9 protein-coding genes are annotated in these 13057 nt (G+C 55.8%); all 9 read right to left on the bottom strand.

Going from position 1 to position 13057, the window contains the following annotated elements; genetic code table 11:
- Nucleotides 1–9: 9 nt before the first annotated feature.
- Nucleotides 10–477 (bottom strand): 30S ribosomal protein S7, encoded by a 468-nt coding sequence (gene rpsG / locus P8T57_RS15435; protein WP_007092426.1) that lies wholly within the window; start codon nt 475–477, stop codon nt 10–12.
- 12 nt (nt 478–489) lie between these two features.
- Complete coding sequence (gene rpsL, locus P8T57_RS15430) at nt 490–861, bottom strand: 30S ribosomal protein S12 (RefSeq protein ID WP_007092427.1); 372 nt, start codon at nt 859–861, stop codon at nt 490–492.
- 374 nt (nt 862–1235) lie between these two features.
- The gene (gene rpoC / locus P8T57_RS15425) at nt 1236–5429 is read right to left on the bottom strand and encodes a DNA-directed RNA polymerase subunit beta' (RefSeq protein ID WP_007092428.1); all 4194 of its coding nucleotides are present in this window, start codon (nt 5427–5429) and stop codon (nt 1236–1238) included.
- Between the two features lie 105 nt (nt 5430–5534).
- Nucleotides 5535–9701: a DNA-directed RNA polymerase subunit beta gene (gene rpoB, locus P8T57_RS15420; RefSeq protein WP_341365379.1), complete on the bottom strand. Its 4167-nt coding sequence runs from the start codon at nt 9699–9701 to the stop codon at nt 5535–5537.
- 364 nt (nt 9702–10065) lie between these two features.
- Nucleotides 10066–10443 (bottom strand): 50S ribosomal protein L7/L12, encoded by a 378-nt coding sequence (rplL, locus tag P8T57_RS15415; protein WP_037991698.1) that lies wholly within the window; start codon nt 10441–10443, stop codon nt 10066–10068.
- A gap of 46 nt (nt 10444–10489) precedes the next feature.
- Nucleotides 10490–11008, bottom strand: a complete 519-nt coding sequence (rplJ, locus tag P8T57_RS15410; RefSeq protein WP_037991699.1) for a 50S ribosomal protein L10 — start codon at nt 11006–11008, stop codon at nt 10490–10492.
- Nucleotides 11009–11290: 282 nt separating this feature from the next.
- Nucleotides 11291–11989, bottom strand: a complete 699-nt coding sequence (gene rplA, locus P8T57_RS15405; RefSeq protein ID WP_007092432.1) for a 50S ribosomal protein L1 — start codon at nt 11987–11989, stop codon at nt 11291–11293.
- Between the two features lie 4 nt (nt 11990–11993).
- Nucleotides 11994–12422, bottom strand: a complete 429-nt coding sequence (gene rplK, locus P8T57_RS15400) for a 50S ribosomal protein L11 (RefSeq protein WP_007092433.1) — start codon at nt 12420–12422, stop codon at nt 11994–11996.
- A 103-nt stretch (nt 12423–12525) separates the two neighbouring features.
- Entirely contained in the window at nt 12526–13056 is a 531-nt protein-coding gene (gene nusG / locus P8T57_RS15395) for a transcription termination/antitermination protein NusG (protein WP_071240402.1), read from the bottom strand.
- Between the last annotated feature and the right edge of the window lies 1 nt (nt 13057).

The raw sequence follows: 13057 nt of genomic DNA, 5'->3' as shown, positions 1-13057 counted from the left end.
AGGTCTGAATTACCAGCGGTAATGAGCGAAAGCCTTGTTGGCTTCGGCCATACGATGGGTGTCTTCGCGCTTCTTGACGGCCGAGCCACGGTTGTTGGCTGCGTCCATCAGTTCACCGGCGAGACGACCGACCATGGTCGTTTCGGAACGCTTGCGAGCAGCGTCAACCAGCCAGCGAATGGCCAGTGCCTGACGGCGCTCGGAACGAACTTCAACCGGAACCTGGTAAGTAGCACCACCAACACGGCGCGAACGCACTTCGACGTTCGGCTTGACGTTGTCCATGGCTTCATGGAACTGGGCAACCGGATCGGCACCCTTGCCTTCCATAACTTCCAGTGCACCATAAACGATCTTTTCTGCGGCGGATTTCTTACCGTCGAGCATAAGGCCGTTCATGAATTTGGTCAGAACCTTATCGCCATATTTGGCGTCAGGCAAAACTTCGCGCTTTTCAGCAGCGTGACGACGTGACATCTGAGCTGCTCCTTATTTCGGGCGTTTCGCGCCGTATTTCGAACGACGCTGTTTACGGTCTTTGACACCCTGCGTATCGAGGGTACCGCGAATGATGTGGTAACGCACACCCGGCAAATCCTTTACGCGGCCGCCACGGATCATGACGACAGAGTGTTCCTGCAGGTTGTGACCTTCACCCGGAATATAGCTGGTCACTTCGTAGCCGTTGGTCAAACGGACACGAGCAACCTTACGAAGTGCCGAGTTCGGCTTCTTCGGGGTCGTGGTGTAGACACGGGTGCATACGCCGCGTTTCTGCGGGCAGGCTTCCAGTGCCGGAACCATGTCGCGCTGGGTGCGCGGAGTCCGCGATTTGCGGATCAACTGGTTGATAGTGGGCATTAACTTTCCCTTTGTACTTTAACGGACGCCACAAGGGCGCTGCTCTATCGACGCACGACGAACGACCGCATGCCTTTGCAAAACCTGCAAACGCAAATACGGACCGCCCATTACGCAGGATCACCCTGCCCTCGACGGCCGTTAGAGTCGCACTCAAGCGACGGGGGGCAAAACCGCCCGCTGCCAAACGAAATGGCACCGACACAGCTACACCCCCCGAGATTCGGTGGGCGCATACTAGTGACGGCCCCATTTCGCGTCAAGCAAAACCCTGTGGGCCTTCGAGTTGGCGCTTCAAACGCCGAGGCGAACCGGTGCATCGATAGAAAATTCCCGGTTCGCCTCTGATTCTTTAACAAGCTTGCGCGGCGATATTACTCGCCGGCTGGCAAGGACGGGGACTCGGCACCGGCCTGCGGGCCGAAATTGTCGCCGATTTCCTCTTCTGCCTCGATCTGTACGTTCTTGTCGCGTTCGGCGGCAAGGGCGCGGAAGCGGTTCATCACCGCACCGGTACCTGCCGGGATCAGACGACCCACAATCACGTTTTCTTTCAGACCGATCAGGGTATCGGTTTTGCCCGATACGGCTGCTTCGGTAAGAACGCGTGTGGTTTCCTGGAACGACGCGGCCGAGATGAAGGAATGCGTCTGGAGCGATGCTTTGGTGATCCCCTGAAGGACCGGTGCAGCTTCGGCCAGTTCGCCGCCTTCTTTAACGGCACGTTCGTTTTCGGCATCGAAATCGACACGGTCGATGATTTCGCCAACCAGAAGCGTGGTGTCACCGGTTTTGGTCACTTCCACTTTCTGAAGCATCTGACGAACGATTACTTCGATGTGCTTGTCGTTAATCTTAACGCCCTGCAAACGGTAGACTTCCTGGATCTCGTTGACCAGGTAATCGGCCAGTGCCGGAACGCCCATGACGCGAAGGATATCGTGCGGAACCGGCGAGCCATCAAGCAGCTGGTCGCCCTTCTCTACGAAGTCCCCTTCCTGAACGGCAAGATGCTTGCCTTTCGGGATCATGTATTCAACCGGTTCGGTCAGACCAGAATCTTCAAGCGGGTGCACGATGACACGGCGCTTGTTCTTGTAGTCCTTACCGAACTCGACACGACCAGCGATGTCGGCGATGATGGCGTGGTCCTTCGGCTTGCGTGCCTCGAACAATTCAGCCACACGCGGCAGACCACCGGTGATGTCACGGGTTTTCGACCCTTCGCGCGGAATACGTGCAAGCACGTCACCGGCGTTGACTTTCTGACCGTTCTCAACCGAGAGAATGGCATCAACCGACAGGAAGTAACGGGCTTCAAGGCCGTTATCCAGGTTGATGACCTCGCCGTTTTCGTTACGAAGCGTAACGCGCGGCTTAAGGTCGGATGCCTTCGGCATGCTCTTCCAGTCGATAACCGTTTTCGAGGCGATACCCGTCGCTTCGTCATAGACTTCGCGAATGGTTACGTTCTCGAGAAGGTCGACATAGTTCACATAACCTTCTTTCTCGGTGATGATCGGCAGGGTGTACGGATCCCACTCGGCCAGTTTCTGGCCGCGCGTGATCTGGTCACCGTCATCAGCAAGCAGTTTCGCACCGTACGGGACGCGGTATTTCGCACGTTCACGGCCGGTCTTGTCGATCAGCAGGATTTCGAGGTTACGTGCCATGACAATCATGACACCGCTCGAATTCGTAACGACAGCACGGTTCTTCAGTTTGACGGTCGCATCGAAGTTGGCTTCGACACCCGAAACTTCCGCACCACGCTGTGCCGCACCACCAATGTGGAACGTACGCATCGTAAGCTGCGTGCCCGGCTCACCGATCGACTGTGCGGCGATAACACCGACAGCTTCACCAATGTTCACCGTGGTACCACGTGCCAGGTCACGACCATAGCAATGGCCGCAAACGCCGGTTTCGGCATCACAGGTCAGGACCGAGCGGATACGCGCCATTTCGACGCCCGCTTTTTCGATCAGATCAAGGTGATCTTCGACAACCATTTCGTTCTTCGGAACGATGACTTCGCCGGTTGACGGATTGACAATCTCGTCAGCGGTGAAACGACCGAGGATACGATCAGACAGCGTCTCGATAACTTCGCCGGAGTCGACAACCGCAGCAATGTCGAGGCCACGTTCGGTACCGCAATCATGCTGGGTGATGATGCTGTCCTGTGCGACGTCGACGAGACGACGGGTCAGATAACCCGAGTTCGCCGTTTTCAATGCGGTATCGGCCAGACCTTTACGGGCACCGTGGGTGGAGTTGAAGTACTCCTGCACGGTCAGGCCTTCTTTGAAGTTCGAGATAATCGGGGTCTCGATGATCGAGCCGTCCGGCTTTGCCATCAGGCCGCGCATGGCAGCCAGCTGACGCATCTGGGCAGCAGAACCACGGGCACCGGAGTGCGCCATCATGTAAACCGAGTTCACATTGTCACCTTCTGCCGTTGCCGAGATGACTTTCATCATCGCTTCGGAAACGTCATCGGTGCACTGCGACCAGGCGTCGACGACCTTGTTGTATTTCTCACCGCGGGTGATCAGACCGTCCTGATACTGCTGCTCGTATTCCTTGACCTTGTCATGGGTCGCACCAACCAGGGTTTCCTTGGCTTCCGGAATGATCATGTCATCCTTGCCAAACGAAATACCGGCTTTGCACGCCCAGTTGAAGCCAAGGCCCATCATGCGGTCAGCAAAGATAACGGTCTCTTTCTGGCCACAGTGACGATAGACGACGTCGATAACGTTCGACACGTCTTTCTTGGTCAGCAGCTTGTTGATGGTCGCGAACGGGATGCGCGGATGACGCGGCAGCAGTTCGGACAGCAACATGCGACCCGCCGTGGTCTGAACACGGATGGTGATCGGCTCGTTGTTCTCATCGACGGTTTTGTAACGTGCATTGATTTTCGAATGCAGGGTCACAACACCGGCATCAAGTGCCTGTTCGATTTCAGCGATATTGACAAAGGACATGCCCTCGCCCGGCTGACCGTCGCGTTCCATCGAGATGTAGTACAGACCAAGGACAATATCCTGCGACGGCACGATAATCGGTTTACCCGAAGCCGGCGAAAGGATGTTGTTGGTCGACATCATCAGGGTACGTGCTTCAAGCTGTGCTTCAAGCGACAGCGGCACGTGAACGGCCATCTGGTCACCGTCGAAGTCGGCGTTGAAAGCCGTACAGACGAGCGGATGCAGCTGGATCGCCTTACCTTCGATCAGGGTAGGCTCGAAAGCCTGGATACCAAGACGGTGAAGGGTCGGTGCACGGTTGAGCATGACCGGATGTTCACGGATAACCTGTTCAAGGATATCCCAGACTTCGGCACGCTCTTTTTCCACCATACGCTTTGCAGCCTTGATGGTGGTTGCCATCCCGTACAGCTCAAGCTTCGCATAGACGAACGGCTTGAACAGTTCGAGCGCCATTTTCTTCGGCAGGCCGCACTGATGCAGTTTCAGGTTCGGACCAACCGTGATAACCGAACGACCGGAATAGTCGACGCGTTTACCCAGAAGGTTCTGACGGAAACGGCCCTGCTTGCCTTTCAGCATGTCCGACATCGATTTGAGCGGACGCTTGTTGGCACCGGTGATCGGACGACCGCGACGGCCGTTGTCAAACAGCGCATCAACCGATTCCTGAAGCATACGTTTTTCGTTACGCACGATGATATCGGGCGCACGAAGCTCGATCAGGCGCTTCAGACGGTTGTTACGGTTGATCACACGACGGTAAAGGTCGTTAAGGTCGGACGTTGCGAAACGGCCGCCATCCAGCGGAACCAGCGGACGCAGTTCCGGCGGAATGACCGGAATCACTTCAAGGATCATCCATTCCGGACGCGCACCGGACTCCTGGAAAGCTTCAATCAGCTTCAGGCGTTTGACCAGCTTCTTGCGCTTGGCTTCGGAATTGGTTTCCTTGAGGTCGATTTTCGCGGTTTCGCGTTCGTCATCAAGATCGATCGCTGCAAGCATGTCGCGGATCGCTTCGGCACCGATACCGGCACGGAAACTGTCTTCGCCATACTCTTCCTGTGCGGTCATGTACTGATCTTCTGAAAGAAGCTCACCCATCTTGAGCGGGGTCAGACCCGGCTCGATGACCACATAGTTTTCGAAATACAGAATGCGCTCAAGATCCTTGAGCGTCATGTCCAGCAGCAGACCAAGGCGGCTCGGCAGCGACTTCATGAACCAGATATGGGCAACAGGTGCCGCCAGTTCGATATGGCCCATACGTTCACGACGAACTTTGGCCAGAGTCACTTCGACGCCGCATTTCTCACAGATAATGCCGCGATATTTCATACGCTTGTACTTGCCGCACAAGCATTCGTAATCCTTCACCGGACCAAAAATGCGCGCACAGAACAGGCCGTCGCGTTCCGGTTTGAAGGTCCGGTAGTTGATGGTCTCCGGTTTCTTGATCTCGCCAAACGACCAGGAGCGGATACGCTCCGGGCTGGCGATCTGAATCCGGATCTGATCGAAGCTCTGGGTGCCCTGCGGCTGCCCGAAGATCTTCATCAACTCGTTCATAAAGGCTCTCCCGCTATGCCCGGTCTCGCCGGGTTTCGCCAATTTCAGGCCGAAAGATGCTTGATGGCGGACGGGTTACCCGAATGGTACCCGCCCGCCAAGCTCTTAAACGTCGTCTTGCTCAAGCTCGACATTGAGACCAAGCGACCGAAGTTCTTTAACGAGAACGTTAAAGGATTCCGGAATGCCCGCCTCGAAGGTGTCTTCGCCGCGAACGATCGCCTCATAGACCTTGGTACGGCCTGAAACGTCGTCCGACTTGACAGTAAGCATTTCCTGAAGGGTGTAGGCAGCACCGTAAGCTTCGAGTGCCCACACTTCCATCTCCCCGAAACGCTGGCCACCGAACTGTGCCTTACCACCCAGCGGCTGCTGGGTAACAAGCGAGTACGGACCAATCGAACGGGCATGGATCTTGTCGTCAACCAGGTGATGCAGCTTGAGCATGTAAATGTAGCCCACGGTCACCTTGCGATGGAATTTCTCACCGGTACGACCATCATAAAGGTCGACCTGGCCAGAACCATCAAGGCCTGCTTTTTCGAGCATGCGAACCACATCGGGTTCACGTGCACCGTCAAAGACCGGGGTTGCCATCGGCACACCACGACGCAGGTTGTTACCAAGCTCGATAACATCGCCATCGCTCAGCTCTTTGATGCCGGTGACGTATTGCTCGTCCTCGTACACTTCATTGAGCTTGCCACGCAGGCTGTCCATCTCGGCACGACCATCGGTAACAGCATCGACGAGCTCGCCGATCTGTTCACCCAGACCACGTGACGCCCAGCCAAGGTGGGTTTCAAGGATCTGGCCGACGTTCATACGCGACGGAACACCAAGCGGGTTCAGAACGATATCGACAGGCGTACCGTCTTCGAGATGCGGCATGTCTTCCATCGGCATGATGCGCGATACGACACCCTTGTTCCCGTGACGGCCGGCCATTTTATCGCCCGGCTGCATTTTACGCTTAACCGCAACAAAGACTTTGACCATCTTCATCACGCCCGGCGGCAGTTCGTCACCAGCCTGAAGCTTGTCGACCTTGTCGTCGAAACGAGCCTGCAGAACAGCAATCGATTCCTCGAACTGTTTCTTCAGGGCTTCGATGTCGGACATGACACTGTCATCAGCAACGGCAATCTGACGCCACAGACCACGTGCAACACCCGCAAGGGCGTCTTCGGTGATCTCGCCATTCAGACCTTTCGGTCCATCGACCAGGGTCTGGCCAAGCAGCAGGTTTTTCAGACGACCATAGAAGTTGCGTTCCAGGATCGCACGTTCGTCATCACGGTCTTTTGCAAGACGTTCGATTTCGGAACGTTCGATTGCCAGGGCACGTTCGTCCTTGTCAACGCCACGACGCGAGAACACGCGGACTTCAACAACGGTACCGAACTGTCCCGGCGGGACACGCAGCGACGTATCACGGACGTCGGATGCTTTTTCACCGAAGATGGCGCGCAGAAGTTTTTCTTCCGGCGTCATCGGGCTTTCGCCCTTCGGCGTCACTTTACCGACAAGGATATCGCCCGGTTTGATTTCCGCGCCGATGTAAACAATGCCCGCCTCGTCGAGGTTTTTGAGCGCTTCTTCACCGACGTTCGGAATGTCACGGGTGATCTCTTCCTGACCCAGCTTGGTATCGCGGGCCATGACTTCGAATTCCTCGATATGGATCGAGGTATAAACGTCATCACGTGCGATACGCTCGGACAGAAGGATGGAATCCTCGAAGTTGTAACCGTTCCACGGCATGAACGCGACCAGCACGTTACGGCCGAGGGCAAGTTCACCCATATCGGTACACGGACCATCCGAGATGATGTCGCCCTTCTGGACAACATCGCCCACCTTCACCAGCGGACGCTGGTTGATGCAGCTGCCCTGGTTGGAACGCTGATATTTCAGCAGAGTGTAAATATCGACACCCGATTCCGATGCGGCAATGTCACCGGTTGCGCGGATAACCATACGGGTGGCGTCAACAGATTCAACAACACCATCACGGCGTGCGATCAGGGTTGCACCCGAATCACGTGCCACCGGAACTTCCATACCGGTCCCGACATACGGCGCTTCGGAGCGGATCAACGGAACCGCCTGACGCTGCATGTTCGAACCCATCAGTGCGCGGTTCGCGTCATCGTTCTCAAGGAACGGAATGAGCGCGGATGCGACCGATACCAGCTGCTTCGGCGAGACGTCCATAAGGTCGATCTCTTCGGAGCGGGCCATATAGTGGTCACCGGCTTTACGGGTGTTGATCAGTTCGTTTTCGAAGCCGAATTCCTTGGTCAGCGGTTCGTTCGCCTGTGCAATGACATAGCGACCTTCTTCGATGGCCGAGAGATAGATGACTTCCGGGGTAACCACACCATCGACAACCTTGCGGTACGGGCTTTCGATGAAGCCGTACTGGTTGACGCGGGCAAAGGTCGCCAGCGAGTTGATCAGACCAATGTTCGGACCTTCCGGCGTTTCAACCGGGCAGATACGACCATAGTGGGTCGGATGAACGTCACGAACTTCAAAGCCTGCACGCTCACGGGTCAAACCGCCCGGTCCAAGTGCCGAAAGACGACGCTTGTGGGTGATTTCCGAAAGCGGGTTGGTCTGGTCCATGAACTGCGACAGCTGCGAAGAGCCGAAGAATTCACGAACAGCAGCCGCAACCGGCTTCGCATTGATCAGGTCATGCGGCATGACGTTGTCGATCTCGACCGAGCTCATACGCTCGCGGATCGCACGTTCCATACGCAGCAGGCCAACACGGAACTGGTTTTCCATCAGCTCGCCGACCGAACGCAGACGACGGTTGCCAAGATGGTCAATATCGTCGATTTCGCCACGACCATCTTTCAGGTCGATCAGAACGCGGACGACTTCCAGAATGTCTTCACGACGCAGAACACGAACCGTATCCGGGCATTCCAGATTAAGGCGCGCGTTCATTTTCACACGGCCAACAGCCGAGAGGTCGTAACGTTCCGAGTCAAAGAACAGACCCTTGAACATGGCTTCCGCACCCTCGATGGTGGGCGGCTCGCCTGGGCGCATGACGCGATAGATGTCCACAAGGGCTTCTTCGCGGTTGCTGTTCTTGTCAAGGGCAACGGTGTTGCGCAGATACGCACCGACATTGTTGTGATCGATCATCAGCAGACGAATGGTATCGACACCCCATTCTTTCAGCTGCTCGAACACACCTTCGGTCAGTTCGTGGCCGGCTTCGGCAAGAATTTCACCGGTTTCACCGTCAATCTGGTCTTCTGCCATGAACCAGCCGTTAAGCTGTTCTTCCGGCACCAGGATGTGTTTGACACCCTGCTCGACCAGTTTGGCTGCCGAACGCTTGGTGATCTTGCTGCCTGCGGCGGCAACAACTTCACCGCTGTCGGCGTCAAGCAGGTCAAAGACCAGCTTCTGGCCGATATAGCGATCTGCATTGAAATCGGTTACCCAACCATCCTTGGTGCGGCGGTATTCTGCCGACTCATAGTAATAGTTGAGGATTTCTTCAGGCGTCAGGCCTTCGATTTCCGACGGATCAACCGAGCGGCCTTCTTCGGCACGCTGGGCACGCAGGGCCTGGGACTCTTCGTTTTCAAGAGCCATAAGCAGCGTGGTCGCCGGCAGTTTGCGGCGACGGTCGATACGGACATACAGGATGTCTTTCGCGTCGAATTCGAAATCGAGCCACGACCCGCGATACGGGATCACGCGCGCAGCAAACAGGTACTTGCCCGAGCTGTGGCTTTTGCCCTTGTCGTGGTCGAAGAAGACGCCCGGCGAGCGGTGCATCTGCGAGACGATAACACGCTCGGTGCCGTTCACGATAAAGGTACCGTGTTCGGTCATGAGCGGCATGTCGCCCATATACACGTCCTGTTCCTTGATATCGCGGATCGAACGGGCACCGGTATCTTCGTCAATATCCCAGACAACCAGACGCAGTGTCACGCGCAGCGGCGCGGCAAAGGTCATGCCACGCTGACGGCACTCCTCGGTATCGTATTTGGGCTGCTCCAGCTCATACGACACAAATTCGAGGGTTGCGCGCTCTGAGAAATCTTTAATCGGAAAGACGCTCTTGAACACTTCCTGGAGGCCGGCATCGTCCCGCTGCTCCCGCGGGGTACCAGTCTGCAAAAACTTGTCGTAAGAATTCTTTTGAACCTCAATCAGGTTCGGGAGCGGAGCGACTTCGCTGATCCGTCCAAAGCTCTTGCGGATGCGCTTTCGACCGGTAAAGGACTTATCCATCATCGTTCCTTTAATCGCGCCTCCCCACACCGTCGTAACTCGTTCGTCCCCGTGCCATTATGCAGAAAGCATACAGCACAACGACGCCCGAGCCCCGTACGGGGCGGGCGTTCACTTGATTATGACCGTGGATGTTATGTGACATCCAACATGAATGAGATCACTGATCCCTCGGCTGTCGACGCCGTCAAAGATAACCTCTGACCTAAACGGCCTTACGTTATGTACGATTACCTTTGGCAGCGTCAACCGTAAATTTCCTTTTCGCGCCCCGACAGTCCGGACACCCATTGCCCGCACCGCAGAGACGGATAGGTCGGCGACCCGAAGGCCGCCGACCCAAACCTTGGCAAGAAGCCGTCGATTACTTGAGTTCGACGGTTGCGCCAGCTTCTTCAAGCTGCTTCTTGATCGACTCGGCTTCGTCTTTCGACGCGCCTTCTTTAACAGCTTTCGGTGCGCCTTCGACCAGGTCTTTGGCTTCTTTCAGGCCAAGACCGGTGATTGCGCGAACTTCTTTGATGACGTTGATTTTCTTGTCACCAGCAGAAGCCAGGATAACGTCGAATTCGGTTTTTTCTTCTGCAGCAGCAGCACCGGCAGCAGCGCCACCAGCAGCAGCAACAGCAACCGGAGCAGCGGCGGAAACGCCCCACTCTTCTTCGAGCATTTTGGAAAGTTCTGCAGCTTCAAGAACGGTGAGCTTCGAAAGCTCTTCAACGAGTGCCTTAAGATCGGCCATTTGTATAAACTCCTAGGCTTGAACTTGGATAAGTTGGTAAATTGGGTTACGCGGCTTCGCCTTTTTCGGCGTATGCCTTCAGCACCTGGGCAATCTGGGCCGCCGGCTTGGAGGTCAGCGTAGCGATACGCTGTGCCGGGGTCTGGATCATACCCACCAGTTTCGCGCGCAGTTCGTCCAGCGACGGCAGTTCTGCCAGAGCTTTAACGCCCTGTTCGTCCAGAATCTGTTCACCGATGGCGCCAGCAACAAGAACGAGCTTGTCATTGGCTTTTGCGAACGTTGAGGCCACTTTCGCGACCGACGCAGGATCAGCCGAATAGGCGATCGCGGTCGGGCCGGTGAAGTGGTCTGCAAGACCAGCAAATTTGGTGCCTTCCAGAGCAAGTCGCGTAAGCCGGTTTTTGGTGACCTTGAAGCCCGCACCAGCATCACGCATCTGCGCACGAAGAGCGGTGATTTCCGCAACCGTCAACCCTTTGTACTGGGTAACGATAACGCCTTCCGCACCTTCGAACACTTCGCGCATTTCTGCTACGAACTGTGTTTTATCATCGCGGTTCACTTTAAGTCTCCGACATTGCTTATTGCCCTGAACCCCATGGGGGGTTCACAGACGTGACCAGTCCTTTCGAACCGGTCTGTGACGCCCGTCCGTTTGCCAGATGTCCAAGCCTTTTGTGATGCCCCGTTAACCGGGGAAAACTAAAAACCGGAACCTCTGCCTATGCAGGAGATTAAGAACGGCAGATACCGTTCACCTGCAGTCTGGGACAGACAGGTAGAGAGGATCTTGCAACCCTCTCCGGTCCTGACCGGCCGCATGCGACCGGTCAGAATTCTTGAATTACTTCGATGCGATGTCCGCAATCGACAGTTTCACGCCAGCGCCCATGGTCGAGCTGATGGCGGCGCGCTGAAGGTATACACCTTTTGCGCCTGTCGGTTTTGCTTTGACGATCGCAGAAACGAATGCCTTGGCATTTTCAACAAGCTGTTCTTCGCTGAAGGATGCCTTGCCGATACCGGCATGGACAATACCATTCTTTTCAGCGCGGAACTGAACCTGACCAGCTTTGGCATCGGAAACAGCCTGGGCAACATCCATGGTCACGGTGCCGAGTTTCGGGTTCGGCATCAGGCCGCGCGGGCCCAGAACCTTACCGAGACGACCGACAACAGCCATCATGTCCGGGGTTGCAATAACGCGATCATAGTTCAGATCGCCTTTCTGCATTGCTTCCATCAGGTCTTCGGCACCAACAGCGTCCGCACCAGCTTTCTGGGCTTCTTCTGCTTTGGCGTCTTTTGCGAAGACGGCGACGCGCATGGTTTTACCGGTACCATGCGGAAGCGAAACAACACCACGGACCATCTGGTCTGCGTGACGCGGATCAACACCAAGGTTCATTGCGATTTCAACGGTTTCGTCGAATTTCGCTTTTGCACCATCCTTGACGAGCTTGACCGCTGCGGTCAGTTCGTACTGGGTATTACGGTCGATGCCCTCATAAGCCTGGGCAAGGCGCTTACCAGTCTTGGCCATCGTCTTACTCCACAACCTCGAGGCCCATAGCACGGGCAGAACCTTCGATCATCGACATCGCGCCTTCAACGTCAAACGCGTTGAGGTCAGCCATTTTGGCTTCCGCGATTTCCTTGACCTGTGCTTTGGTCACTTTACCGATGTAACCTTTACCGGTCGTACCGGAACCTTTCGGAATGCCTGCTGCCTTTTTCAGGAAGTAGGATGCCGGCGGGGTTTTGGTGACAAAGCTGAAGGAACGGTCGGAATAAACGGTGATGACGACCGGAATCGGCATCCCAGGTTCCATCTGCTGGGTCGCTGCGTTGAACGCCTTGCAGAATTCCATGATATTCACGCCGCGCTGACCAAGAGCCGGGCCGACAGGCGGCGACGGGTTGGCTTTGCCGGCGGGAATCTGCAGCTTGATATAGCCGTCGATTTTCTTCGCCATTAGAGTACCTCATTACAGAAGCGCGCGGTACGGTCATGGCTGACCTCCCGCGCTTTAAAAACTGCCTGCATCACGCAAACAGAAACTTCACTTGATAAGCTCGTTAAAGCTTTTCGACCTGGGTATATTCCAGTTCGACCGGGGTTGAACGACCGAAGATCGAAACCGACACCTTAAGGCGCGAACGTTCTTCATCAACCCCTTCGACGACACCGTTAAACGATGCAAACGGACCGTCGGAAACACGGACTTCCTCGCCAACCTCGAACGAGATGGTCGACTTCGGACGCTCGACACCTTCCTGCACCTGATGCAGAATATGCTGGGCTTCCTTTTCGGAAATCGGCATCGGCTTGCCACGGCTGCCAAGGAAATCGGTGACCTTGGCGGTGTTCTTCACCAGATGCCAGCTCTCATCCGTCAGGTCCATATTCAGCAGCACGTAACCGGGGAAAAACTTCCGCTCGGCATTAACCTTCGCACCGCGACGAACCTCGACAGTTTCTTCCGTCGGAACCAGGACCTCTTTGATTTCGCCCTCAAGACCTTTCTTGATGGACTGCTCGCGGATCGACTGGGCGACTTTTTTCTCAAAACCCGAATGGACGTGCAAAACGTACCAGCGATGCGCCATG

Origin of the sequence: Thalassospira sp. SN3W, from assembly GCF_038070535.1 — a bacterium.
GTDB lineage: Bacteria > Pseudomonadota > Alphaproteobacteria > Rhodospirillales > Thalassospiraceae > Thalassospira > Thalassospira xiamenensis.
This window is presented reverse-complemented; position numbering and strand designations above follow the sequence as displayed.

Excerpts from the sequence above, each read along its gene's own strand:
- rplK (WP_007092433.1), bottom strand. The coding sequence starts at position 12,422 with ATGGCGAAGAAAATCGACGGCTATATCAAGCTGCAGATTCCCGCCGGC.
- rpoB (WP_341365379.1), bottom strand. The coding sequence starts at position 9,701 with ATGGATAAGTCCTTTACCGGTCGAAAGCGCATCCGCAAGAGCTTTGGA.
- rpoC (WP_007092428.1), bottom strand. The coding sequence starts at position 5,429 with ATGAACGAGTTGATGAAGATCTTCGGGCAGCCGCAGGGCACCCAGAGC.
- rplA (WP_007092432.1), bottom strand. The coding sequence starts at position 11,989 with ATGGCCAAGACTGGTAAGCGCCTTGCCCAGGCTTATGAGGGCATCGAC.
- nusG (WP_071240402.1), bottom strand. The coding sequence starts at position 13,056 with ATGGCGCATCGCTGGTACGTTTTGCACGTCCATTCGGGTTTTGAGAAA.
- rpsG (WP_007092426.1), bottom strand. The coding sequence starts at position 477 with ATGTCACGTCGTCACGCTGCTGAAAAGCGCGAAGTTTTGCCTGACGCC.
- rpsL (WP_007092427.1), bottom strand. The coding sequence starts at position 861 with ATGCCCACTATCAACCAGTTGATCCGCAAATCGCGGACTCCGCGCACC.
- rplL (WP_037991698.1), bottom strand. The coding sequence starts at position 10,443 with ATGGCCGATCTTAAGGCACTCGTTGAAGAGCTTTCGAAGCTCACCGTT.